This window comes from Dyella telluris (genome assembly GCF_014297575.1).
In the GTDB taxonomy this organism is placed as follows: domain Bacteria; phylum Pseudomonadota; class Gammaproteobacteria; order Xanthomonadales; family Rhodanobacteraceae; genus Dyella; species Dyella telluris.
Genome location: NZ_CP060412.1, coordinates 4,294,650 through 4,319,300, shown reverse-complemented (window position 1 = coordinate 4,319,300; position 24,651 = coordinate 4,294,650). Strand labels below are relative to the sequence as shown.

24 protein-coding genes and 1 tRNA gene are annotated in these 24,651 nt (G+C 65.3%); 8 read left to right on the top strand and 17 right to left on the bottom strand.

Going from position 1 to position 24,651, the window contains the following annotated elements; genetic code table 11:
* Positions 1-178: 178 nt before the first annotated feature.
* Positions 179-1,042, bottom strand: coding sequence for a bifunctional methylenetetrahydrofolate dehydrogenase/methenyltetrahydrofolate cyclohydrolase FolD (gene folD / locus H8F01_RS19105; RefSeq protein ID WP_187056605.1), 864 nt, complete (start codon positions 1,040-1,042; stop codon positions 179-181).
* A 65-nt stretch (positions 1,043-1,107) separates the two neighbouring features.
* Between folD and H8F01_RS19100 the strand changes: the two genes are divergently transcribed.
* Positions 1,108-2,229 (top strand): GNAT family N-acetyltransferase, encoded by a 1,122-nt coding sequence (locus H8F01_RS19100; protein ID WP_187056604.1) that lies wholly within the window; start codon positions 1,108-1,110, stop codon positions 2,227-2,229.
* On the opposite strand, the gene moeB is transcribed toward H8F01_RS19100, so the two are convergent.
* From moeB to ndk, 8 genes are all read right to left on the bottom strand, one after another.
* Positions 2,230-3,396, bottom strand: coding sequence for a molybdopterin-synthase adenylyltransferase MoeB (moeB, locus tag H8F01_RS19095; protein ID WP_187056603.1), 1,167 nt, complete (start codon positions 3,394-3,396; stop codon positions 2,230-2,232).
* Positions 3,397-3,597: 201 nt separating this feature from the next.
* Positions 3,598-4,998: a ribosome biogenesis GTPase Der gene (gene der, locus H8F01_RS19090; protein ID WP_187056602.1), complete on the bottom strand. Its 1,401-nt coding sequence runs from the start codon at positions 4,996-4,998 to the stop codon at positions 3,598-3,600.
* A gap of 30 nt (positions 4,999-5,028) precedes the next feature.
* Positions 5,029-6,255 (bottom strand): outer membrane protein assembly factor BamB, encoded by a 1,227-nt coding sequence (gene bamB, locus H8F01_RS19085; RefSeq protein ID WP_187056601.1) that lies wholly within the window; start codon positions 6,253-6,255, stop codon positions 5,029-5,031.
* Positions 6,252-6,896, bottom strand: a complete 645-nt coding sequence (locus tag H8F01_RS19080) for a YfgM family protein (RefSeq protein ID WP_187056600.1) — start codon at positions 6,894-6,896, stop codon at positions 6,252-6,254. The genes bamB and H8F01_RS19080 overlap by 4 nt, the downstream gene beginning before the upstream one ends.
* Positions 6,897-7,045: 149 nt before the next feature.
* A complete protein-coding gene (locus H8F01_RS19075) occupies positions 7,046-8,023 on the bottom strand; it encodes a helix-turn-helix domain-containing protein (protein ID WP_238481054.1) in 978 nt (325 codons plus the stop codon).
* 71 nt (positions 8,024-8,094) lie between these two features.
* On the bottom strand, positions 8,095-8,895 hold the full coding sequence (gene pilW / locus H8F01_RS19070; protein WP_187056598.1) for a type IV pilus biogenesis/stability protein PilW: 801 nt from the start codon (positions 8,893-8,895) through the stop codon (positions 8,095-8,097).
* A complete protein-coding gene (gene rlmN, locus H8F01_RS19065; protein WP_187056597.1) occupies positions 8,885-10,024 on the bottom strand; it encodes a dual-specificity RNA methyltransferase RlmN in 1,140 nt (379 codons plus the stop codon). The genes pilW and rlmN overlap by 11 nt, the downstream gene beginning before the upstream one ends.
* Before the next feature lie 130 nt (positions 10,025-10,154).
* Positions 10,155-10,580, bottom strand: a complete 426-nt coding sequence (gene ndk, locus H8F01_RS19060) for a nucleoside-diphosphate kinase (RefSeq protein ID WP_187056596.1) — start codon at positions 10,578-10,580, stop codon at positions 10,155-10,157.
* 235 nt (positions 10,581-10,815) lie between these two features.
* Here ndk and H8F01_RS19055 point away from each other — a divergent pair, with 235 nt between their 5' ends.
* The 3 genes from H8F01_RS19055 to H8F01_RS19045 all read left to right on the top strand — a co-directional run bounded on the left by H8F01_RS19055 (position 10,816) and on the right by H8F01_RS19045 (position 15,223).
* Positions 10,816-11,439 (top strand): TetR/AcrR family transcriptional regulator, encoded by a 624-nt coding sequence (locus tag H8F01_RS19055; RefSeq protein ID WP_187056595.1) that lies wholly within the window; start codon positions 10,816-10,818, stop codon positions 11,437-11,439.
* Positions 11,440-11,515: 76 nt separating this feature from the next.
* Positions 11,516-13,900, top strand: a complete 2,385-nt coding sequence (locus H8F01_RS19050; RefSeq protein WP_187056594.1) for a 3-hydroxyacyl-CoA dehydrogenase/enoyl-CoA hydratase family protein — start codon at positions 11,516-11,518, stop codon at positions 13,898-13,900.
* Positions 13,901-14,014: 114 nt separating this feature from the next.
* Complete coding sequence (locus tag H8F01_RS19045; RefSeq protein ID WP_187056593.1) at positions 14,015-15,223, top strand: acetyl-CoA C-acyltransferase; 1,209 nt, start codon at positions 14,015-14,017, stop codon at positions 15,221-15,223.
* A gap of 178 nt (positions 15,224-15,401) precedes the next feature.
* Here H8F01_RS19045 and H8F01_RS19040 read toward each other — a convergent pair whose 3' ends face one another.
* Complete coding sequence (locus H8F01_RS19040; protein ID WP_187056592.1) at positions 15,402-15,785, bottom strand: YidH family protein; 384 nt, start codon at positions 15,783-15,785, stop codon at positions 15,402-15,404.
* Between the two features lie 122 nt (positions 15,786-15,907).
* On the opposite strand from H8F01_RS19040, the gene H8F01_RS19035 reads away from it, so the two are divergent.
* The 3 genes from H8F01_RS19035 (at position 15,908) to cycA (ending at position 18,768) form a co-directional block, all read left to right on the top strand.
* Positions 15,908-16,453 (top strand): DUF2058 domain-containing protein, encoded by a 546-nt coding sequence (locus H8F01_RS19035; protein ID WP_187056591.1) that lies wholly within the window; start codon positions 15,908-15,910, stop codon positions 16,451-16,453.
* 87 nt (positions 16,454-16,540) lie between these two features.
* Positions 16,541-17,278 (top strand): 2OG-Fe(II) oxygenase, encoded by a 738-nt coding sequence (locus H8F01_RS19030; RefSeq protein ID WP_187056590.1) that lies wholly within the window; start codon positions 16,541-16,543, stop codon positions 17,276-17,278.
* 77 nt (positions 17,279-17,355) lie between these two features.
* Positions 17,356-18,768, top strand: a complete 1,413-nt coding sequence (cycA, locus tag H8F01_RS19025; protein ID WP_187056589.1) for a D-serine/D-alanine/glycine transporter — start codon at positions 17,356-17,358, stop codon at positions 18,766-18,768.
* An 18-nt stretch (positions 18,769-18,786) separates the two neighbouring features.
* On the opposite strand, the gene H8F01_RS19020 is transcribed toward cycA, so the two are convergent.
* From H8F01_RS19020 to H8F01_RS18990, 7 genes are all read right to left on the bottom strand, one after another.
* Positions 18,787-19,398: a hypothetical protein gene (locus H8F01_RS19020; protein WP_187056588.1), complete on the bottom strand. Its 612-nt coding sequence runs from the start codon at positions 19,396-19,398 to the stop codon at positions 18,787-18,789.
* Positions 19,395-19,904 (bottom strand): RNA polymerase sigma factor, encoded by a 510-nt coding sequence (locus tag H8F01_RS19015; protein ID WP_187056587.1) that lies wholly within the window; start codon positions 19,902-19,904, stop codon positions 19,395-19,397. The genes H8F01_RS19020 and H8F01_RS19015 overlap by 4 nt, the downstream gene beginning before the upstream one ends.
* 4 nt (positions 19,905-19,908) lie before the next feature.
* A complete protein-coding gene (locus H8F01_RS19010; protein ID WP_187056586.1) occupies positions 19,909-20,694 on the bottom strand; it encodes a hypothetical protein in 786 nt (261 codons plus the stop codon).
* A 115-nt stretch (positions 20,695-20,809) separates the two neighbouring features.
* A tRNA-Gly gene (locus H8F01_RS19005) sits at positions 20,810-20,885 on the bottom strand.
* Between the two features lie 74 nt (positions 20,886-20,959).
* On the bottom strand, positions 20,960-21,568 hold the full coding sequence (pgsA, locus tag H8F01_RS19000; RefSeq protein ID WP_187056585.1) for a CDP-diacylglycerol--glycerol-3-phosphate 3-phosphatidyltransferase: 609 nt from the start codon (positions 21,566-21,568) through the stop codon (positions 20,960-20,962).
* 128 nt (positions 21,569-21,696) lie between these two features.
* The gene (gene uvrC, locus H8F01_RS18995) at positions 21,697-23,526 is read right to left on the bottom strand and encodes an excinuclease ABC subunit UvrC (RefSeq protein WP_187056584.1); all 1,830 of its coding nucleotides are present in this window, start codon (positions 23,524-23,526) and stop codon (positions 21,697-21,699) included.
* A 17-nt stretch (positions 23,527-23,543) separates the two neighbouring features.
* Positions 23,544-24,017, bottom strand: coding sequence for a low molecular weight protein-tyrosine-phosphatase (locus tag H8F01_RS18990; protein WP_187056583.1), 474 nt, complete (start codon positions 24,015-24,017; stop codon positions 23,544-23,546).
* Positions 24,018-24,204: 187 nt separating this feature from the next.
* On the opposite strand from H8F01_RS18990, the gene H8F01_RS18985 reads away from it, so the two are divergent.
* Positions 24,205-24,618, top strand: a complete 414-nt coding sequence (locus H8F01_RS18985) for an energy transducer TonB (RefSeq protein ID WP_187056582.1) — start codon at positions 24,205-24,207, stop codon at positions 24,616-24,618.
* Positions 24,619-24,651: the final 33 nt, after the last annotated feature.

Genomic DNA, 24,651 nt, shown 5'->3' with positions numbered 1-24,651 from the left:
TGCAAAGAGGAGATTATACGCGGAAGGCCAGAGGGCCGCCACACCTTGCATGAACGGAAAGCCGCAGCAAGGCACCGAAGACCACCTGTAGGAGCGCACCCTGTGCGCGACCGCAGCGCCGTGTCGATGCCGCTCCGTCAGGTGGTCGCGCACAGGGTGCGCTCCTACGCGGGATGCGTCAGCCCTGGCGCGCGTCCCGCGCCTCGGCCGCTTCCAGCGTGTTCTCCAGCAGCGTCGCCACCGTCATGGGGCCTACGCCACCCGGTACCGGCGTGATCCAGCTGGCGCGCTCGGCGGCCGGCGCGAAATCCACGTCGCCCACCAGACGGCCGTCTTCGAGGCGATTGATGCCCACGTCGATCACCACGGCGCCAGGCTTGATCCACTCACCCTTGACCAGACCGGGACGACCGACCGCGACGATCACGATGTCGGCCTGGCGCACGAAGCCCTCCAGGTCGCGGGTGAACTTGTGGCAGCAGGTGGTGGTGCAGCCGGCGATCAGCAACTCCAGCGCCAGCGGACGCCCCACGTGGTTGGACACGCCCACCACCACGGCATGCTGGCCGCGCACCGGGCGATCCGTGTGGCCGAGCAGGGTCATCACGCCGCGCGGCGTGCAGGGGCGCAGACCAAAGCGACGCAACGCGAGGCGGCCCACGTTGACCGCCTGGAAACCGTCCACGTCCTTGCCCGGATCAATGCGATCAACCAGCGCGTCCTCGTCGATATGATCTGGCAGCGGCGACTGCACCAGGATGCCGTGCACCGCAGGATCGGCATTGAGCCGGTCGATCAGGGCGATCAGTTCTTCCTGCTTCGTGCTGGACGGCAAGTCGAAATCGAACGAGCGGAAGCCAACCTGATGGCAGGCTTTGCGTTTGTTGCGTACATAGACAGAGGACGCGGCGTCGTCACCCACCAACACCACGGCCAGCCCGGGCACGTCCTGCCCCTTGGCCTTGCGCTCGGCGACACGCCGCCCAATGCGATCCATCAGTTCCTGCGCGATGCGTTTGCCGTCGAGGATACGTGCGCTCATGGTGAGGGTCGCCTGCAAAGAGACGTATTATCCCGGCTCGGCCGCACGCACACAAACGAATCCGCATGGCTGACACCCCTATTTTGACCGCTCCCACCGAACTTGACGCCCAGGGCATCCGCCTGCGCCCATGGCGCACGGAAGACGCCCGCGCCCTGTACGAGGCCGCCCGCGAATCGATTGCCTCGGTATCGCCCTGGCTGCCGTGGCTGCACGAGGGTTACAGCGCCGAGGACAGTGCCCGCTGGATCGCCGAATCGCAGGCGGGACATGAACGCGGCGAAGCCCGCACCTTCGCCATCGTCGACGCGGACGGTCGCGTGCTCGGCGACATCGGCCTCAACCGCATCGACTCGAAGCGGCGCAGCGCCAATCTTGGCTACTGGGTCCGCAGCTCGGCGCAGGGGCAAGGCGTCGCCACGCGCGCCGCACTGGCGCTGGCGCGCTACGGCTTTGAAGTGCTCGGGCTGGTGCGCATCGAAATAGTCGTGGCCGTGGACAACACCGCGAGCCGCCGTACTGCCGAACGCCTGGGCGCGCACTTCGATGGCACGTCGCCCAACCGCATTCTGCTGAACGGGGCTGCCGCCGCTGCCGCGGTCTACTCCCTGTTACCGCCCGAGCCCAGCGAGGCCTCGCCCGGCCCCGTGCTGGAGGAAGGCGGCCTGCGGCTGCGCCCATTCCGCCCCACCGACCTCCCTGCCCTCCATGCATCGCTACACGAATCCATGGACAGCATTGGCCGGTGGCAGGGCTGGTGCACGCCGGGCTTCAGCATGGAGGACGGTCGCCGCTGGATCGCCCGAACACGACTGGCCTGGCACGGCGTGGGCGACGAATGCGCACTGGTGATCGCCGACCGCAGCACGGACGAATTGATCGGCAGCGTGGGACTCAACCACTGGCAGGCCGAGAACGGCATGGCCAACCTTGGCTACTGGGTGCGCCAAAGCCAGCAGGAGCGTGGCGTGGCAACCGCCGCCGTGCGCCTGCTGGCCCGGCATGCGCTGCACGCGACGGAACTGAGGCGGCTGGAGATCGTGATAGCCGCCGACAACCTGGCCAGCCGTAGCGTGGCCGAAAAGGCCGGGGCGCAATTTGAAGGCATTGCCCGTCGCCGCCTCACGCTGCGCGGCGAACCACTGGACGCGGCGATTTACTCGCTGGTGGCCAGCGACCTGGCCTGATCAGCCCGCCGCAGCGCAGAGCTGCACGAGGTCTTCATAGCCATGGAATGGGGCGGCATCCCCGCAGCCGGGGCACCCGGGGTCACGCGGCAACCGCGTCTCGCGAAAACGCATGCCCAGCGCATCGACATTCAGCAGACGCCCCACCAGGGGTTCGCCCATGCCAAGGATCAGCTTCAACGCCTCGGTGGCCTGCAACAGTCCCACGATGCCGGGCAACACGCCAAGCACGCCCGCTTCGCTGCAGTTGGGCGCATCCGCCGCTGCCGGCGGCTCGGGGAACAGGCAGCGGTAGCACGGCGAATCGGCGCGACGCGGATCGAACACGCTGACCTGTCCGGTAAACCGCTCCACCGCACCGTACACCATGGGCATGCGCAGGCGGCGCGATGCAGCGGCCACCAGATAGCGCGCGGGGAAATTGTCGGCACCGTCGATCACCAGATCGTGATCGGCCAGCAGGCGCTCGACGTTGTCGGCTTGAAGGCGCTCGTTGCGGACGTCGATGCGCACGCGCGGATTGAGCGCCGCGAGCGCCATCCGTGCGGATTCGGTCTTCAGCATGCCCACGCGGGCATCGGCATGGATCACCTGCCGGTGCAGGTTCGAACGCTCGACGCGATCGTCATCGATCAGGGTGAGCTGGCCGACACCCGCCGCCACAAGATAGAGCGCCGCTGGCGCACCCAGGCCGCCGGCACCCAGCACCGCCACGCGGGCCGCGCCAAGCTTCGCCTGCCCGGCCTCGCCAACCTGCGGCAGCTGCAGTTGCCGCGCGTAGCGTTCGGCAGCATCACTGTCGAGGGCAACCGCCGCAATCGGCAGGCCTTCGGCCTTCCAGCGCTGAAAGCCACCAGCGACGGACGCCACGTGCGCATACCCCATGCGCTGCAGTGCCTCGGCCGCCAGCAGCGAGCGCTGGCCGCTGCCGCAAAGCACCAGCAGAGGACGCGCCCTGTCCGCCTCGACCTGCTCGATACGCAGCTCAAGGAATCCACGGGACAAGCCCACGGCACCCACCGGCGTGCCACTGGCGCGCTCGCCATCCTCGCGCACGTCGATCAACAGACTGCCCTGCGCCTGTCCGGCAAGGGCATCGACGGGGGAGATCTCGGGAATGCTGGCCCGCAGGGATTCCAGCCAACGGTCGCGGTTGAGGCTCGTCATCTGACTAGCTTACGGCGACGTGGCGGTACGTCCAAGCACGCCGCCACCCCGGTGGAAGCGCATCCTGTGCGCGACAGACGCGCGAAGTCACCGCGGCGCACACGAATGCAGCCACATAAAGACGGCGCGGGGATACATCAAGAGGTCATCGAGCCGCCACAGTCGCGCACAGGGTGCGCTCCCACAGGGGAAGCGCGAGGCTTACCGCTTGCGCTTCTTCATCTCGCGGATCATGCGCTGACGCTTGCGCATCTGGCCTTCGGTGAGCACGTTCTTCTTGCCGGCGTACGGGTTTTCGCCGTCGCGGAATTCGATGCGCACCGGCGTGCCTTCCAGGCGATAGCGCTTCCGGAAGAAGTTCTCCAGATAACGGCGATACGCCGGTGCGATGTGCTTGGTACGGCTGCCGTGGATGACGATGGTCGGCGGATTGGTGCCCCCCGGATGCGCAAAGCGCAGCTTGGGGGCATGGCCACGCACCAGCGGCGGCTGGTAGCTCTCGTAGGCGCGCTCAAGCGTCTTGGTGAGCTCGGAGGAACCCAGCTCCTTGGTCGCCGCATGATGGGCGCGCACCACGGACTTCATCAGTTCACGCAGGCCCGAGCCATGCAGCGCCGAGATGAACACGTTCTTGGCCCAGTCGACGAACTGCAGGCGGCGCTCCAGCGCCTTCTGGCACTGCTCGCGCTGGTAGCTGTCCATGCCGTCCCACTTGTTGACGGCAATGACCAGGGCCCTGCCCTCGTCCACGGCGTGACCAATCAGCGTGAGGTCCTGGTCGGCCAGGTTCTCGCGCGCATCGATCATCACAACCACCACCTGCGCGGCGGCCATGGACTGCAGCGTCTTGATGACGCTGAATTTCTCCACGGCTTCCTCGACGCGCGCCTTGCGGCGCACGCCGGCGGTGTCGATCAGGGTGTACTTGCGGCCATCACGCTCCAGCGACACCTTGATGGGGTCGCGCGTGGTGCCGGCCACGTTGGAAACGATGAGCCTGTCTTCGCCCAGCAGGCGATTGATCAGCGTGGACTTGCCCGCGTTGGGGCGGCCAACGATGGCGACGCGGATGCTGTCCGGATCGACGGCCTCCACTTCCTCGTGCTCGTCTTCCGGCAACAGCGTGAGCGCGGAGGCGACCAGGTCTTCCGTGCCGCGATTGTGCGCGGCCGACAGCGGCAGCGTGTTGGCGATGCCGAACACGGCGAATTCCGCCATGGCGTTCTGCAGGTCAAGGCCATCGGTCTTGTTGACCCCGGCGATGATCGGCTTGCCGCTGCGACGCAGCTCATCAAGGATGGTGCGGTCCTGCGGCAGCAGGCCGTCGCGCGCGTCCACCACGAACACCAGCACGCTGGCCTCTTCGATGGCCAGGCGCACCTGCTGCGCGGTCAGGCCATCCAGGCCTTCCTCGTCACCGGAGAGACCACCGGTATCCACCACCACGAACGGACGCGTGCCGGTGCGGCACACGCCGTAATGGCGATCTCGCGTAACGCCCGGCATATCAGCCACCAGGGCGTCACGGCTGCGCGTCAGTGCGTTGAATAGGGTCGATTTACCGACATTGGGACGACCGACCAGGGCAACGACGGGCAGCATGATTCAACAACCTTCTATTCTGTTCGGCGATCAGCGGCCGCCGAGACGGTAAGCGCCGATGCGGCCCTTCACGTCTTCGACGTACACGATGTCGCCCACCACCAGCGGCTGGGCGCGGATGGCCTTCTTGGACAGGCGCTCGCGTGCCGCCAGCGCGCCGTCACCGGTCTGCAGGAAGTGCACGTAGCCCTCCAGGTCGCCCACCACGACATAGTTGCCCAGCACGGCCGGCCCGGTGAGCCAGCGGTACTTGAGCGCATCGTTCTTCCACATGTCCGAGCCGCCGTTCTTGTCGAACGCCCACACCTGCGACTCGTCGTTCACGCCATAGATGGCCGTGTCGGTGACATCCAGCGAGGTGAAGGTGGAGAACGGACGACCCCACAGCGGACGGCCACTGGGGCCATCCACGGCCGCGAGATTGCCGTGGTAGGCAGCGCCGTACAGCGTGGTGCCGGACAGCAGGATCGCGCCATCGGCATCCGCCAGGCGATCGATCTCGGTGCGGCCTTCGCCACTGGCGAGCGTCTGTTCCCACAGCTTTTCGCCGTTGTCCAGGCGCAGCGCCACGAGCTTGCCGGCATCGCTGCCGTAGAACACCACGCCGTTGGCGGCCAGCAGCGGGCCATTGCCGCGCAGGCTGAGCAGCGGCACGGTGTCCTGGTCGTACACCCAGCGACGTTCGCCGGTGGCACTGTCGAAGCCGTACAGGCGGCCATCCTGCGTGCGGGCCACCACCAGGTTGCCGGAGATCACCGGCGAGGAGATCACTTCGGAATTGACGACCGACTCCCAGCGCGGGCTGCCGTCCTTCGCGTTGATGCCGTACACGTGGCCATCGAGCGTGCCGACCACGAGCAGGTCGCCGGACACCATCGGGCCACCGGCGTAGAGCGCGTCGGCGCGCTTCTTGTCACCCCAGCCGAACCAGCCCTGGGTGCGCGAGCTCTTGGTCCACAGCGTCTTGCCGCTGGTGGCGTCGATCGCTGCAACCTTGCCGTCGGTGCTGCAGGCGTAGAGCACGCCGTCGGCAAAGGCAGGGCGCAGGCGCACGCCGCTTTCACCCGCACCGTCGCCCACGCTGGTGGTCCACAGCTTGGTGACCTGGGTGGTCGGCTTGAAGTCCTTGGCCAGCGGAGTCGGCGGCTGGACGTTTTCCTTCTTGAACGAATGGCAGCCGGCAAGGACCACCAGGGAGGTCAGCGCCACCAGCCAAACGCGCCTCATCGCACCGCGCTTCTTCACTTCAGCTTTCATGCACCCTGCTTCCCGGCCACGGCCAGATCATCGATTTTCATCTGCACGCTCTGAGGCGCACTCTCACCCATCGCCGCCTTGGCGGCGTCGTATGCCTTGCGGGCATCGTCCGGGCGCCCAAGCTTGACCAGCACATCGCCGCGTAGTTCCTGAGCAACGCCTTCGTAGGCTTTTGCCGGCATGCGATCCAGCGCGGCGAGCGCATCAGCGCCCTTGCCCTGCGCCAGCAGCACGCGCGCCATGCGCATCTGCGACAGCGACTTCAGGTTCGCATCGGTGGCATGTGCCTCGGCCCAGCCAAGGGATTCGATCGCCTTGTCCAGCTGCTTGGCCTGGACCTGACGCTCGGCCCGGTCGCCCACGGCAAACACGGCGTAGGTTGAATCGGTGTAGTCCTTGAGCAGCTGATCGGTCAGCTGGTCTGCGCTATCCGTCTTGCCGGACGCGGTCGCGACCTGGATCTGCTGATAAAGGTTGGAGGCCTCCGCCTGATGGGCGTCCTTGTGCTTGTTCCACTGCTGCCAGCCAAAGATGCCGACCAGACCGATCGCGATACCGACGACGATGGACAGGCCATTCTGGCGCAACCACTGTTGTACGAGTTCGCTCTGTTCGTAGTCGTCGTACTCTTCAAATGCCATGCAATCACCCTATGGGGAAGCCGCGCGCCAAAGGCTCCTGGCGGCGCCTGTCATGCGGAAAATAAATCAGCCCGACCTGCCCGCTCGTCGCCGAGCGGACAATGGGCAAGCATAACCGATTGCGCCAGGCCGCACAGGCCCGGCGCGGCTCACGCGCCGGTCGGCGCGGCCTTGCCGTCATGCATCTCCACGCGGAAATGCGCGACGTTGGAACGGCGGTAGTTGTCCAGCGCCATGGGCTGGCCGTCGAGCATGACCTGTGCGCCACCGGCATTGCCGATGCGCACTTCCAGCGGCTGGTCGCTGTGGTAGGTCTTGGAGCTGCCGGCCGGCAACAGGCCGTACTCCAGACGCGAGCCATCCTTGGTGGTGACCTCGACCCAGCTGGCACCCTGCAGGCTCAGCACCAGACTGTGCGCGCCCGTACCCGTGGCATCCGGGGCTGCCGGTGCAGCGGGCTGCGGCGCGGCATGGGTGTCACCACCCAGGTTCGGGAACGGCGTCATGGACGCCATCAGCGGCTGATCCTGCGGGGGAACGGCTTCCGGAGCAGCCTGTGGGGCCACGGCCGGCGTACCAGCGGTGGCGGCGGCACCTTGATCCTGCGGCTTGGCAGTCATTTCGGCCACGGCGGTGCTGGCCGAGGTGGCGCTGCTCACCGGCGCATCAACCTGGGCCACCGGCGCGGCGTCCAGCGGGGCCAGATGACTGACGTCCCGATCCAGCGTGCCCCGCACGCCCAACCAGATGGTCGGCACCACGATGGCCGCCGTCAGCACCACATAAGTGGCGGCGCGGGCATAGTTCTCGAGCAGGTAGCGCGAGTGGGAGATGCCACCCGTGGCAACCAGCGAAGGCTGTTCTGGCTTGATGCGCTCAAGCTCGAGCTTGACGTCATCCTCGTCGATACCGAGATAGCGCGCGTACTTGGTGAGATAGCTACCCAGGTAGACCTGGTAGTCGATGCCGCCGTACTCGCCGCTTTCGATCTGCCTGAGCACACGGGTCGGCAGGCGCAGGGTGTGCGCGCACGACTCGACGCTCAGCCCACGTGCTTCGCGCGCCGCGCGCAGACGCCCGCCAAGGTGTCCCTTGATCGCTTCCAGCGAGGAGTGTTCGGTATCCATGGTGACGTCGGGTGCTTGGCTGAAGTGGAGTTCTCGGTTGCCGCTATTGGCCGAATTTGACTGCTGAGAGGTCATTGGCGTGCGGTTGCATCGAGGGCGCGCGCCTGTTCCGAATCCGGGAACTGGCTTTGCAATCGCCGACTGTAGTTGAGAGCAGCATCCCTGTTGCCCAACCTTGATTCAATGTCATGCCCGAGCTTGAGCGATGCCGCCGTCGGCGTACCCAGCGCATCAAATCGCTGGATGAAGGCGCGAGCACGGAACGCATCGTTCTGAAGATAAAGCACCTGGGCGAGCTGATACAACGCCCCGCTGTTGTTCGGGTCGATTTCCAGCGCCTTGCGGAAGTCCACCTCGGCGGCCGCAAGATTCTGCCCCTTCTGCTCGCAGATGCCCGCGTTGTTCCAGGCCAGCGACGGCGTCTGATAGAACGGGTCGGCCACGGCCTTCTGGAAATACGGCAATGCCTCGGCGGGCTTGCCCTCGCTATTGCAGAGGAACCAGCCCAGGTTGTTGTTGGTATCGCCCTTGTCCGGTGCCAGCGACTGCGCCTTGCGGTAGTGAAGTTCGGCGTTGGGCAGGTCGTTGATGCGCTGGTAGATCACGGCCGCCACGGTATGCGCCGGCACGTAATTGGGGTCGAAGGTAAAGGCCTTGTTGACCTTGACCAGCGCGTCTTCCAGGTCACCGTTAGCCATGTACTGCTGGGCCAGCTCGGTGTGGACGCGTGCGCCCTCCTGCTTCTGCTCCGCCTTGCTCTGGCGATTGATCTTGGATCCTTCGTTGCTGCCGGGATTGGTGTTGGACACCGGCACGCACGCAGCCATCAACATGGCTACGCCCGCACTCAACAGGATTCGATCAAGCCGCATGACTCTCCCCTTCGTCCAGACGCTTGCGGAATTCGGCCTGGCGACGAGTGCGATCCAATACCTGCCCCTTGAGCTGGCCACACGCGGCATCGATGTCGTCGCCACGGGTACGGCGCAGCATGGTCAGCACGTTGGCATTGAGCAACTGGGTCTGGAATGCACGGATGGTTTCGGCGTCCGAGCGCTCGAAACGCGTGCCAGGAAATGGGTTGAACGGAATCAGGTTGACCTTGCAGTTGGGCATGCGCCGCATCAGCTTGATCAGCTGGCGCGCGTGCTCGGGCTGGTCATTCACGCCCTTCATCAGGGTGTACTCGAAGGTGATCGAGGTGCGCGGCTTGCGATCCAGCCAGCGCTGGCATGCAGCCATCAGCTCGGCGATCGGGTAGCGCTTGTTGAGCGGCACCAGCTCGGTACGCAGCTCGTCATTCGCCGCGTGCAGCGAAACAGCCAGCGACACATCGATGGTGTCCGACAACTTGTCGATCATCGGCACCAGGCCGGCGGTGGACAGGGTGACGCGCTTGGAGGCCAGACCAAAGCCCAGGTCGTCGCGCATCAGGCTCATCGCCTTGGTGACGTTGTCGAAGTTCAGCAACGGCTCGCCCATGCCCATCATCACCACGTTGGTGATGCGGCGGTTCTGGTGCGTGATGTTGCCGAGGTATTTGGCCGCCACCCACATCTGCCCGATGATTTCGGACGTGGCGAGGTTGCGGTTGAAGCCCTGCGTCGCAGTGGAGCAGAACTGGCAGTTCAGGCCGCAACCCACCTGCGAGGACACGCACAGCGTGCCGCGGGTGGGTTCGGGGATGTACACCGCCTCGACGGCGTTGCCACCGTCCATGCCGAGCAGCCACTTGTGCGTGCCGTCGGCAGCGCCCTTCTCGAACATGGTCTTGGGAGCACCGACGTAGCACGACGCCTCGAGCTTGGCTCGAAGCGCCTTGCCGACATCGGTCATGTTTTCGAAGTTGTCTTCCAGGCGATGGTAGATCCACTTCATCACCTGCTCGGCGCGATAAGGCTTCTCGCCAATGGAGGCGAAAAAGTCACGCAGGCCCTGTCGATCGAAATCGAGCAGGTTGACCTTGTCGGTGGTGGTGGTGGAAATAGCCTGGTCAGTCATCTTCAAAACCGCGGTGTTTAAACCGCCCTCGTGTCCTTCTCGTTCCCCAATGGAACGCGGTTTGTTGTGAAAAGCGCGGCCACGTGTGGCCACTTCTTCAAGTCATCGCGTTCACAGAGGAACGCAAGGCTCAGCGTGCGTGCACTTCCGTCGTGGCGAAGAAGTACGCGATTTCGACAGCAGCCGTTTCGGCAGCGTCGGAACCGTGCACGGCGTTCGCATCGATGGAATCGGCGAAGTCGGCGCGGATCGTGCCGGCAGCAGCTTCCTTCGGATTGGTGGCGCCCATCAGGTCGCGATTCTTCAGGACCGCGCCTTCACCCTGCAGCACCTGGATCATCACCGGGCCGGAGATCATGAATTCGACGAGCGCGTTGAAGAACGGGCGCTCCTTGTGCACGGCGTAGAAGCCTTCGGCTTCGGCGCGCGACAGCTGCTTCATCTTCGAGGCAACGACCTTGAGGCCGGCCTTCTCGAAGCGGGCATAGATTTCACCGATCACGTTCTTGGCAACGGCGTCGGGCTTGATGATGGAAAGGGTGCGCTCCAGCGCCATGAGGGTCTGCTCCGGAAAAAACTGGTATCTGAGTGGGCGGGTCGGCCGTTGCCGACGAAGTTACGCCAAATCCTGCCTAGATATGCGGATTTAGCTCACGAAAGTTTGACAGATTCTACCTGATACGCAAGCCGGGCGCCGGTTTTGGGGCCTGTCCTAAAACGACCGTTTGACGGCCGTAAATCGACCCGCGTATGCTCAAACGATCGTTTGATTCCAGCCGGAGTTGCGGACCATGCCAGTCGCCAGTGCTTCCATGCCAACCAAGGAGCGCATCCTGGGCGCGGCGGAGGAATTGTTTGCCCGCCACGGCTTCGAGGGGGCCTCCCTGCGCCAGCTCACGGCCGCCGCCGGGGTCAATCTAGCCGCCGTGAACTACCACTTCGGCTCCAAGGACCGCCTGATCGAGGAGGTGTTCCGCCGCCGCCTGGACCAGCTCAACGGCCGCCGCATGGCGGCCCTGCAGAAGATCAGCGGCGAGCCGGGCACCACCATCGAGGACGTGCTGGCCGCCTTCATCGTGCCTGCACTGGAGCTTTCCCACGATGGCAACGGCTCCCTGTTCATGCGTGTGCTGGCCCGCGCCTTCGCCGAGCACGACGACACCCTTCGCAAGTTCCTGTCGGACAACTACGGCCACGTGATGCGCCAGTTCACCGCCGAATTCGCCCGCCTGCTGCCTCAGCTGAGCAAGGAAGAGCTCTACTGGCGGGTGGATCTGGTCACCGGCGCCCTGACCCATGCCATGTCGGGCTTCGGCATGATCCAGCGCAAGAGCGACGTCCCTGAACAGCGCCACCGCGAGCAGACCGCCGAGCACCTCATCCGCTTCGCCGCCGCAGGCCTCAAGTCCACCTGATTTCGTCACCCCGACTCCCTTCGGCCGGTAACGGCCGCCTGTCTCACCACCAGCGTTTCGTATTACGGAGAAGCCAATGTCCGCTCCATCCACCCCCAAAGCGCTACGAATCCGCAAGGCTGCGGTCCTGGGCGCCGGCGTCATGGGCGCGCAGATCGCCGCGCACCTGAGCAATGCCGGCGTCGAGACCGTGCTGTTCGACCTGGCCGCCAAGGAAGGTCCCAAGAGCGGTATCGCGCTGAAGGCCATTGCCAACCTGCAGAAGCTGTCCCCTGCCCCGCTGGCCGACAAGACCGTGGCCGCCACGATCATCCCGGCCAACTACGACGAAGACCTCGACCACCTGAAGGACGTCGACCTGGTCATCGAGGCGATTGCCGAACGGATGGACTGGAAGCTGGATCTCTACAAGAAGATCGCTTCGCACCTGTCGCCGACCGCCGTGATCGCCTCCAACACCTCGGGCCTGTCCATCAATGGCCTGGCCGAGGCGCTGCCGGAAGAGATGCGCCACCGCTTCAGCGGCGTGCACTTCTTCAACCCGCCGCGCTACATGCACCTGGTCGAGCTGATCCCGACCAAGCTCACCGACAAGAACGTGCTGGAAGGCCTTGAGGCATTCCTGACCACCGCGCTGGGCAAGGGCGTGGTGTATGCCAAGGACACCCCGAACTTCATCGGCAACCGCATCGGCGTGTTCTCGATGCTGGCCACCATGCATCACACGCAGCAGTTCGGCCTGGGCTTCGACACCGTCGATGCGCTGACCGGCCCGGCCGTGGGTCGCCCCAAGAGCGCCACCTACCGCACCGCGGACGTGGTGGGCCTGGACACCATGGCGCACGTCATCAAGACCATGGCCGACACGCTGGCTGACGATCCGTGGCACCAGTACTTCAAGGCCCCGGTGTGGCTCTCCGCCCTCATCGAGAAGGGCGCGCTGGGCCAGAAGACCGGCGCAGGTTTCTATCGCAAGGCCGGCAAGGACATCGTCGTGCTCGACGTGGCCAAGCAGGATTACCGCCCGTCCGAACAGAAGGCGTCCGATGAAGTCGCCGCCATCCTTGCCATCAAGGATCCGGCCGAGAAGTTCGGCAAGCTGCGCGCATCCGCCGACCCGCAGGCGCAGTTCCTGTGGGCGACCTTCCGCGACCTGTTCCACTACTCCGCCTATCACCTGGCCGACATCGCCGATACCGCGCGTGACGTCGACTTCGCCATCCGCTGGGGCTACGGCTGGAAGCTCGGTCCGTTCGAGACCTGGCAGGCTGCCGGCTGGCAGCAGGTGGCCGGCTGGATCGCCGAGGACATCGCCGCGGGCAAGGCCATGAGCAACGCCCCGCTGCCGGCCTGGGTCACCGACGGCCGCACCGGTGTGCACGGCAAGAACGGTTCGTACTCGGCCAGCGCCAACGCCGACAAGCCGCGTTCGCAGCATCCGGTGTACCAGCGCCAGCTGTTCCCCGATCCGATCCTGGGCGAGAAGTTCGACCAGGGCACCACGGTGTGGGAGAACGAGGGCGTGCGCCTGTGGACGCTGGGCGACGACGGCGTGGGCATCATCTCGTTCAAGACCAAGATGAACACGGTCAACGACCACGTGCTCAATGGCGTGCAGCAGGCGATCGATGTCGCCGAGCAGCAGCTCAAGGCCGTGGTGATCTGGCAGACCGGCGAGCCGTTCTCGGCCGGTGCGGACCTCAAGGGAGCACTGGGCCTGCTGCAGGCCGGCAAGTTCGACGACTTCGACGCCATGGTCGCCAACTTCCAGGCCACCAGCATGCGCATCAAGCATTCGCTGGTGCCGGTGGTGTCGGCCGTGCGCGGCCTCGCCCTCGGCGGCGGCTGCGAGTTCCAGATGCACTCGGCGCGCACCGTGGCCGCACTTGAAAGCTACATCGGCCTGGTGGAAGCCGGCGTCGGCCTGCTGCCGGCCGGTGGCGGCCTGCACGAGCTGGCCATCCGCGCGGCGAAGGCCAACCCGGAAGATCCGTTCGAGTCGCTGAAAAAGGTGTTCGAGACGGTCGCCATGGCGAAGGTTTCCGGCAGCGCGATGGAAGCGAAGCAGCTGGGCCTGCTGCGCGACAGCGACGTGGTCGTGTTCAACGCCTACGAGCTGCTGTACGTCGCCAAGAAGGTCGCTCTGTCGCTGGCCGAAACCGGCTGGCGTCCGCCGATGATGGCTCGCAACATCCCTGTCGCTGGCGACGTGGGTACCGCCACGTTCCAGGCCTCGCTCGCCAACCTTGCCGAAGGCTACTTCGCCTCGCCGCATGACGTGGCCATCGCCACGCGCATCGCGGACACGCTGTGCGGCGGCAAGATCGAGCGCGGCTCGCTGGTGGACGAGGAATGGCTGCTCCAGCTCGAGCGCAAGCACTTCGTGGAGCTGGCCAAGACCGAGAAGACCCAGGCCCGCATCGCGCACACCATGACTACGGGCAAGCCGCTGAGGAACTAGTGAGCGCGCGCAGCGCGCAGGAGTGAGAAGCGAGAGTAGAGCTCTGCTTCTTCTCACGACTCACTCCTCTTCACTCACTACTTGATCATCGTTGCCAAATCCCTGGAGTTCCCAATGACTAAGCAAGTGCAAGACGCCTACATCGTCGCAGCCACCCGCACGCCGGTCGGCAAGGCGCCGCGTGGCGTGTTCCGCAACACCCGCCCGGACGACATGCTCGCCCACGTGATCCGCGCCGTGATGGCGCAGGCGCCGGGCATTGACCCGCATCGCATCGAAGACGTGATCGTCGGCTGCGCCATGCCGGAAGCCGAGCAGGGCATGAACGTCGCCCGCATCGGCGCCCTGCTCGCCGGCCTGCCGTACACGGTGCCGGGCGTCACCATCAACCGCTTCTGCTCGTCCGGTGTGCAGGCCATTGCCATGGCCGCCGACCGCATCCAGCTCGGCGTGGCCGACCTGATGATCGCCGCCGGTACCGAGAGCATGAGCATGGTGCCCATGATGGGCCACAAGATCGCGATGAACCCCGCCATCTTCGCCAACAAGGAAGATGTCGCCATTGCCTACGGCATGGGCATCACCGCCGAGAAGGTGGCCGAACAGTGGAAGGTCACCCGCGAGCAGCAGGACGCCTTCGCCGTGGAAAGTCATCGCCGCGCGCTGGCCGCCATCGCCGCCGGCGAGTTCAAGGACGAGATCACCCCGTTCCAGCTTGACGACCACTACCCCGATCTCGCCACGCGTGGCATCACCACTGACAGCCGCCTGATCGACACCGACGAAGGCCCGCGCGCCGGCACCACGCTGGATGTGCTCGGCAAGCTGCGCACGGTGTTCCGCAACGACAAGTTCGGCGGCTCGGTGACGGCCGGCAACTCCTCGCAGATGTCCGACGGTGCCGGCGCCCTGCTGCTGGCCAGCGAGAAGGCGATCAAGGAGTTCAACCTCACCCCGATCGGCCGTTTCGTCGGTTACTCGGTGGCGGGCGTGAAGCCGGAAGTGATGGGCATCGGCCCGAAGGAAGCCATTCCGAAGGCGCTCAAGCAGGTTGGCCTCACCAAGGACCAACTGGACTGGATCGAGCTCAACGAAGCCTTCGCCGCGCAGGCGCTGGCGGTGATCGGCGACCTTGGCCTGGACCCGGCCAAGGTGAACCCGCTGGGCGGCGCCATCGCGCTGGGCCACCCGCTGGGTGCCACCGGCGCCATCCGCGCCGCCACCCTGCTTCACGGCATGCGCCGCCGCAAGCAGAAGTACGGCATGGTGACCATGTGCATCGGCACCGGCATGGGTGCGGCAGGCGTGTTCGAAGCGCTCTGATCCCTTGCTTCACTGAAAACGAAAAAGGCGCCGTAGCGATACGGCGCTTTTTTTGTTCTGCACACGCCCTACCCGTCACTCCCTCAATCGCACTCACCGTCATTCCCGCTTTCGCGGGAATGACGGTGAGGGAACCCGCAGCGTGCTTCCGCCGCTGAAGGCTTTCGCCTCCCTGCCATCAACTCAACGCCGCAATCTGCCTCGCCACATAAACGGTCAGGAAAATGGCCATCAGCACCAGCAGCACGGCCATCGAACGGGCCACCCACGAATCGCCGTACATGGTCGATTCCGCCGCCTGGATCGCCCGGCGGTTGTGATAGAAGCGCAGCGTAGCGCCCACGATCATCAGCGCCCCCACCAGCAGCAGGCCCAGTCCCAGCCATTGCGAGGCGCGGGTATGCAGGCCCTCCGTCGCGCGTTCCGCCGCACGCATGGAAAACAGCAGGAAGATGTCGAAGCGTTCCAGCAGGAAGCCGAACGCCATCACCGAGATCGCCGTGCGGACCCACGCGAGGTAGGTGCGCTCGTTGGCCGAATGATCGGAGAAATTCGGAATCACGGCGGGTCCTTGTTCAGCTGTCGGCACCATCATGCCACGGTCTGTCTCACCCCCGCCGAGAGGAACCGGCGCCGGCCGCCGGGCACGCTACAATCCAGGGTCAAGCACCACGGACACCTTCCATGCGTAACCCCCTGCAGGAACAACTTCTCAAGGCCGGCCTTGCCAAGAAGGGCAAAGTGGACCAGGTCGCCCGCGAGCAGGCCAAGCAGCGCCAGACCAAGGGCGGTGCCGCGGCGCCCGCCGACAAGGTCGATGCCCAGCGCCTGCAGGCGGAAAAGGCCGAGCGCGACCGCGCACTCGCTGCCGAACGCAACGCGCAGGCCCATGCACGCGAGCTCGCCGCGCAGGTGCGCCAGATCATCGATGCCAACAAGGTGAAGCGCGAGGGCGAGATCAGCTACCGCTTCAACGACGGCGAAGCGATCCACAGCATCCTGGTCAACGAGATGCTGCGCACCCAGCTTGCCAAAGGCGTGCTGGTGATTGCCCGTGCCGGCGAGAACTACGAGCTGCTGCCGCGTGCCGCCGCCGCGAAAATCCGCGAACGCGACGCGTCGGTCATCGTGCTGGATCACGGCAAGCCGGGCGACGATGCGCCGGTCGGCGAAGAAGACGAGTTCTACAACCAGGACCAGTTCAAGGTACCCGACGACCTGGTCTGGTGACGCACCGGGCCGCCGGATCGCAAGAAACGGAGTGTCGGCGCAAAGGCGTGGCGCTAGCCTGCCGGCTTCTTTCTTCGGAACAAGATCATGCAGGCCATCCTCGGCGACAGGGAAGGCAGTGCGCTCGCGCCGCGTATGGATGGCATCGACTGGGTATCCGTCTGCGCCGATCTCGACGCGTACGGCCGCGCCATCCTTCCCGGCCTGATCAACGCACCGGCGTGCCTCGACATGGCCGCCAGCTACGGCGACGCCTCGCTGTATCGCAGTCGCGTCGTCATGGCACGCCACGGCTTCGGTCGCGGCGAGTACCAGTACTTCCGCTACCCCCTGCCCGCCCTCGTACAGCGACTGCGCAGCGCGTTCTATCCGCGGCTGGCCCCGCTGGCGAATGACTGGAATGCACGCATGGGCATCGATGTGCGCTATCCGGACACACACGCCGACTTCCTCACCCGTTGCCACGATGCTGGCCAGACACGGCCCACGCCCCTGCTGTTGCAGTACGGCGCAGGTGATTACAACTGCCTCCATCAGGACCTTTACGGCGAACACGTGTTCCCGCTGCAGGTGGCGATTCTGCTGTCGGAGCCGGGGCGCGATTTCACGGGCGGCGAATTCGTGCTGACCGAGCAGCGACCGCGCATGCAGTCACGTGCCGACGTGGTGCCGCTACGCCAGGGCGACGCGGTGATCTTCGCCGTGAACCAGCGCCCGGTCGCGGGCAGCCGCGGTTCGTACCGGGTGACCATGCGCCACGGCGTGAGTCGGCTGCACAGTGGCCGGCGTCACACCCTGGGCATCATTTTCCACGACGCCCGGTAGAAGGGCCGGGCACGCCGGCTCGCGAATCCTTTAGGATGGCCTCTTCGCATATCGCCACCGAGGGGATCGGGCCGCCCATGCAGAACCACGAACCGACCGTTGCGTCCGGCACGCCGGACCACCACCTGCAACGGAACCTGCGCAACCGCCACCTGCAGCTGATCGCCATTGGCGGCGCCATCGGCACCGGCCTGTTCATGGGTTCGGGCAAGACCATCAGCTTGGCCGGCCCATCGGTGATCTTCGCCTACGCCATCATCGGCAGCGTGCTGTTCTTCATGATGCGGGCGATGGGCGAGCTGCTGCTGTCCAACCTGCATTACAAGTCGTTCGTGGATTTCAACTACGACCTGCTCGGCCCCTGCGCGGGCTTCTTCACCGGCTGGACCTATTGGTTCTGCTGGGTGGTCACCGGTATCGCGGACATCGCCGCCATCACCGGCTACATCCAGTTCTGGGCGCCCGGCGTGCCGCTGTGGCTGCCCGGCGCGGTATGTATTGGCTTGTTGCTCGGCCTGAACCTGCTGACCGTGAAACTGTTCGGCGAAATGGAGTTCTGGTTCGCGCTGGTGAAGATCATCGCCATCGTGGCGTTGATCGCCATTGGCATCGTGCTGATCGCCACCGGGTTCACGTCGCCCTCCGGCGCCAGGGCCGCCGTGTCCAACCTGTGGACGAATGGCGGCTGGTTCCCGCATGGTGGCGCAGGCTTCATGGCGGCGTTCCAGATCGCCGTGTTCGCCTTCGTCGGCATCGAACTGGTCGGCACCGCCTCGGCGGAAGCGCGTGATCCGGAAAAGACCTTGCCCAAGGCGATCAACTCCATTCCCATCCGCGTGATCGTGTTCTACGTGCTCGCGCTGCTGGTGATCATGACGGTGACGCCGTGGGACCAGGTGGCGCCGGATCGCAGCCCGTTCGTGAACCTGTTCATGCTGATCGGCATTCCGATTGCCGCCAGCCTGATCAATTTCGTGGTGCTCACCTCGGCCACCTCGTCGGCGAACAGCGGCATCTACTCCACCGGGCGCATGCTCTACGGCCTTTCCGCCGGCAAGCTCGGCCCCAAGCCGTTCGCCCGCCTGAGCCGCAACAACGTGCCGGCCAACGGCCTTGCCTATTCCTGCCTGCTGCTCTTCATCGGCGTCTTCCTGCTCTATCAGGAAGGCGATGTCATGAAGGTCTTCACCATCGTCACCACGATCTCCAGCATCTGCTTCATCTTCGTGTGGTCGCTGATCATGATTGCGTACATGCGCTACCGGAAAATGCATCCGGAACGCCATGCCACGTCGATCTTCAAGATGCCCGGCGGCGTGGCCATGTGCTGGGTGGTGCTGGCCTTCTTCGCCTTCGTGCTGTGGGTGTTCGGACAGAAGGAGGACACCCTGCAAGGCCTGATCTACACCCCGGTATGGTTCCTGTGCCTTGCCATCTGCTATCCGTTCTACCGCAGGCAGGCGATCGAGCACCGCAAGGAAACGCACTGACGATCCGGGCACACCGGCTCAATCGAGCCTGTGTGCCCGACCGGAATCATCGTCTGCCATCAACAGCGCATCCACGCGAGCCAGCCGCGCCCGCTGCCGGCGCTGATACCACAGGCAGGCAACCACCGTGGCCGCGACGATGGGGCCATTGATGGAAAGCTGCAGGACAAGCAGGTGCCGAAGCTGCGCGTCGGATGCCCAGCGCGCTGGCGCCAGCTCCGGTGCCGCCACGCACAGCGCCACGGCCACCAGCGCCAACGTGCTCCACAGATAAATATGCGCCAGGCGGATGCCGGCTTGCGCACGTCGACGCGTCAGCCGCAGCAGACTGGCGACGTCGCATCCCGAGGCACGCCAGGTGCCACGACGCGCATGAAGATAGAGGCACTGCAGCAGCACCACGAACACCAGTGCGGCGATGCCAAAGCCCGCCCAGTGTGCGGTGCCACGCAGCGCCAGCCGCACGCACTGCGCCACCGCGATGAGCGATGCCGTCAGCTCCAGCGCCACCGTGCCCTGCATGCGTCGTCGCTTGTGCAACGCCTGTCGCTGCAGGTGTGCCACGTCGACGGTGGGCTGCTCGCGCCACAGTTCGCCCCATTCGGACCAGACGTCGTCTTGCGCGGTCATGCGCCTTCTCCCAATACGGTATGCAACGCGGCTTTGGCGCGATGGAGCCGCACGCCCACGCTGTTGGCCGAGATACCGAGCGTTTCGGCAATCTCGGCATGGCTGAACCCTTCAAGCGCCAGGGTGACGGCCTGTCGCAGTGACACGGGCAAGCGGCGCACGGCATCCTGCAGGCGCACGCGACGTTGCTCCTGCTCGGCATGTCCTTCGGGTCCAGCGCACGACGCCATCCAGTCACCACTGAGCGATTCGCCCGGCGGGCGACGCACTTCGCCAATGACATGCGTGGCGCCACGGTTGTGAGCCACGCGGGCGATGAATGCCCGCAGCGGCGCCTCGCCCCGCCACGTGGGCAGCGCACGCCACAGGGCAAACGCCATGTCCTGCAGCAGATCGTCACGCAGGGCGGGATCCGCTTCGTAACTGGCGGCAATGCGCGAAAGCAGCCCTGCATGCTCCCGCAGCAGCGCCTCAAATTCCTGATGTACAGCCCCCGCCCCAGTCATCGGATCATGCATCCCGCGCGCTTGCGTCGACGTCCTGCCATGCCAACCAGACGGACGCGCTTGACCACGGCAACAGCAATACGATCAGCAGCATGCCCCAGGGCAACAGCAGCATGGCAGCGAAGCCCAGCAGCTGAATGACGCCAAAGGCGGTGAACGCACCGCCGTTTCGCCACACGATGCGAGCGCTCTGCGTGCATGCCCGCCAGGGAGTCGCGCCATCGAGCAACGCAAATGGCGCCAGCCCCAGCAGCACGCTGAGCGGCACGCCGGAAAGGATGAGCAGACACCGGAAAACCTGGTTCACGACCAGGGCCGGGTGAGCGCCCGCATGCCCCAGCAACACCACGTCGACGGCCGGCCAGCCGAACATCATGGCCACGAGTACTTGCTGCATGGCGAAAATCGCCGGCGCGGTGATGGCTGCCAGCCCGAGGGCGCGCCGGACCATGCCGGGATGCCAGGCGTAGAACAGGCTCGACCAAGGCAGGCGGCCGCTTTGATCGGCATGCGCCAATCCAAACAACACACCCATGCCAAACATCGGCGTGATGAGCTTGGAAAGCAGCATGCCGGCCCAGGGAATCGATTGCAGAAGCGCTTCCACCAGCAAGGGCAACAGGCTCAGCACCAGCAGGCGAAACGGATGGCGTGCCCACAGGCGAAAGCCCTCCACACACCATTGCGTGGCGCGATACACCGGCGGGACGGAAACAGGATGGTCAACGACACTGGCCACGGAACGAGCTCCTTGCGTGAGTAGTCTCGTTCCTTGAGTCTCGCGGGCCATCGAAAACCTTACATGCCGGGTGCGAAACCATCGACCCGGATAATTCGGGGCATAAAAAAAGCAGCCACGTGGGCTGCTTTTCTTTGTTGATCGCGATGCACCGATCAACCGAATCTGGAGCGGGAAACGAGACTCGAACTCGCGACCCCGACCTTGGCAAGGTCGTGCTCTACCAACTGAGCTATTCCCGCATCGGAGTCGCGCATTGTAATGGGTAATCCGCGGCCGTCAAGCATTCGTCACAAATTAATTCAGACTCGTGGATTCAGTCTTCGCCCCGCGGCAGGGGGCGGCCCGCCCCGTCACCCTGCAGGCTGGGCCACGCGGCGCGCAGGTAATACAGGCCCGACCAGATGGTGAGGATGCCGGCGATCACCAGCAGCCCTTCGCCGATGTGATACAGGCGCAGGGCTTCGGCGCTCTTTTCGTGCTGCACGATCAGCACCACCAGCGCCACCATCTGCATGGCGGTCTTGAGCTTGCCGATGTTGGCCACCTTCACGGTGGCGCGCATGCCGATCTCGGCCATCCATTCACGCAGGGCCGAGACGCTGATCTCGCGCCCCACGATGATCGCCGCAGTGACCGCCATGAGAATGCCCGGCCAGCCACCGCGATGGGTTTCCACCAGCAGGAACAGGGTCACGGCCACCATCAGCTTGTCGGCAACCGGGTCCAGGAAGGCGCCGAAGGCCGAGGTGAGATTCATGCGGCGGGCCAGGTAACCGTCCAGCCAGTCGGTGATGGCGGCCAGCATGAACACAATGGCCGCGGTGATGTTGTGCCCCGGAAACTGCCAATAGAACACCACCACCATGACCGGCAACAGCAAGACGCGAAACAGGGTCAGCCAGGTGGGCAGGTTGATGTGCATAAATCCTTTCCGGTGTGAAGCAATCAGCAGGGTGGCCGAGCCACCATCAGATACGGCAGGCCACGCCGTCGATCATGCGGGATTTTGGCTTTCGACGGAATGACGGAAAGCAGCCGGAACCCGGCCCGTCAGCCATGTAGTGCAGCATAAATGCGTTCGGCCAGCCCGCGATCAATCCCCTTCACGCGGGTCAGTTCTTCCACGCCTGCGGCTTCCACCCCGGCCAGGCCGCCAAAGGCCTTCAGCAAGGCGGAACGACGACGCGCACCGACGCCAGGGACATCCTCGAGCACGCTGCGTTCACGCGCCTTCTCGCGCCGCTTGCGATGGCCGGTAATGGCAAAGCGGTGAGCCTCGTCGCGCACTGCCGCCACCAGGTGCAGTGCCGGCGAGGCGGGCCCCGGATGCAGTTCGCGCCCGGAATCGGCCAGCACCAGCGTTTCCTCACCCGCGCGACGGCCCGGCCCCTTGGCCACGCCCACCACGTGGATGCCGGTAACGCCCAGCTCGCGCAGCACATCCAGCGCCTGCGCCACCTGCCCGCTGCCGCCGTCGATCAGCAGCACATCGGGTTTGGCGCCCTCGCCCTCGGCCACCTTGCGGAAGCGCCGGGTCAGGGCCTGGTGCATGGCGGCATAGTCGTCGCCGCCGGTGATGCCGGTGATGTTGAAGCGCCGGTAATGTGATTTCTCCGGTCCTTCCGGTCCGAACACCACGCATGACGCCACGGTGAGCTCGCCCTGCGTGTGGCTGATGTCGAAGCACTCGATGCGGCGCGGCGGTTCGCCCAGCTCCAGCAGTTTCTGCAGGTCGTCGAAGCGCGCGCCCAGCGTCTGCCGGCTGGCCAGCCTGGCCGTGAGCGACGCCTGCGCATTGCGCTCGGCCATCTGCAGAAAGCGCGCGCGCTCGCCGCGCACGCTCGATTTCAGTTCCACCGCGTGCCCGGACTGCTGCGCCAGCATGTCGCCAAGGATCTGCTGGTTCGGCAGCGTTTCGCCCAGGATCAGCTCACGCGGCACGGGGCGATCCAGGTAGTACTGCGCGATGAACTGCTCCAGCACATCGGCCGGCTCGGCATCCAGCGGCAGGCGCGGGAAAAAGTCGCGCGTGCCCAGGCTGATGCCGTTGCGGAAGAACAGCACGCTCACGCAGGCCATGGCCGACTCGATGCGACAGGCCAGCACGTCCATGTCGGCGCTGGCGCCCTGCACGTGATGTTCGGCCTGCAGCTTGCGCAGCGCGGCCACCTGGTCACGGAACGAGGCAGCGCGCTCGAATTCCAGCGATTTGCTGGCCTGCTCCATCTGGCCGGCGAGTTCATCGATCACCGCGCTGCTGCGGCCTTCCAGGAACATCTCCGCGTGACGCACGTCGTTGCGGTAATCGTCCACGGTGATCAGCTGCACGCACGGCGCCGTGCAGCGGCCGATCTGATGCTGCAGGCAGGGGCGCGAGCGGTTCTTGAAATAGCTGTCCTCGCACTGGCGCACCTTGAACAGCTTCTGCATCAGGTTGAGGCTTTCGCGCACGGCGAAGGTGCTGGGATACGGCCCGAAGTACCTCCCCCGCATGTTGCGCGCACCGCGATGGAAAGCCAGCCGCGGATAATCCTCGCCACCCGACAGGAAAATGTACGGGTAGCTTTTGTCGTCACGCAGCAGGATGTTGTAGCGCGGCTTGAGCGACTTGATCAGCTGCGATTCCAGCAGCAGTGCCTCGCCTTCGGTGCGCGTGATGGTGATCTCGACGCGCGCGATCTGCGACACCATCGCCGCGATGCGCGGTTCCATGCGCGGCTTGAGGAAGTAGCTGCCGACCCGCTTTTTCAGGTTGCCGGCCTTGCCCACGTACAGCAGGTCGTCGTCCTCGTCGAAATAACGATAGACGCCAGGCGAGGTACTCAGGGTTTTGACGAAAGCCTTGCCGTCGAAGGCTTGCGGCGGCGGTGTGGACTGCATCAGTCGATTCTATCCGCTCACCGGCCCGACAGGCGGGCGATCAGGCCATCCACACCCTGCTCCGCCAGCGCCACGGCGCGGTGAAAGCCTTCCATGCCACCGAAGTACGGATCGGGGAATTCCTCCGGTGCCGCCACGCCGGCCCAGGGCAGGAACAGGGCAGGCTCGACGCCGCGGCCACGCCGCATGCCCTCCAGCGTTTCGAGATTGTCCTGGTCCATCGCCAGCACCCAGTCGAAGTCCTCGAAATCGGCGGTGCGTGCCTGGCGCGCCCGGTGAGGGGCGAGGTCATAGCCCGCCTCGGCCGCTGCACGCACCATGCGCGGATCCGCGCCCTTGCCCACGTGCCAGTTGCCCGTGCCGCAGGAGGCCAGCGTCAACACAAGCCCCGCCTCCGCTGTGCGCTGGCGCGCCACCGCCTCGACCAGAGGTGAGCGGCAGATGTTGCCCAGGCACACGAACAGAATGGACGGCTTTTCACTGGTTTTCATGGGACAGAACGTTTCCTGGTGGCACGGCGCGCGCCCGGCGATGGCGGGCGCGTCGTCTCATCGGCATCCATACGCGTTATGGCTGCGGGGGACACCACTATCAAGCCCTTCCGGCCGTGCCGGACGGCACGATTGTTGTGTCATGAGAAGGACGACTATGCTTGGTCGGCCTACAGGGAGGAAGAAAGTGAATAGCAAGCTGATCATGCTGGCGGCCTGCACCGCCGCGCTTATCCTTGGCCAGTCCGCACTGGCTGCCACCGGTGCACAGGACGCACCCGCACCGGCATCGTCCGCCGCAAGCCACGGTGGTGGCACGCAGGCCGACACCCCGGCCAGCGTTGACGACGACCGCCCCCAGCCCGCACCGCGCTATTCGGCAACGATGAAAAATGACGGCGGCACCGGCACCGTGGTGGTGATGGTGCAGGTCGGTGCGGATGGCAAGGCCAAGTCGTACCACGTGATGATGTCTTCCGGCGCCAAGTCGCTGGACGACGAAGCGGTACGCACCGTGAAAAAATGGTCGTACAAGCCGGCCATCAAGAACGGCGTGCCGACGGACGGCTACGTGCAGGTCCCGGTCACGTTCAACAAATAGTCCGACCACGCCGGCACCGGCGCACGGGACTCC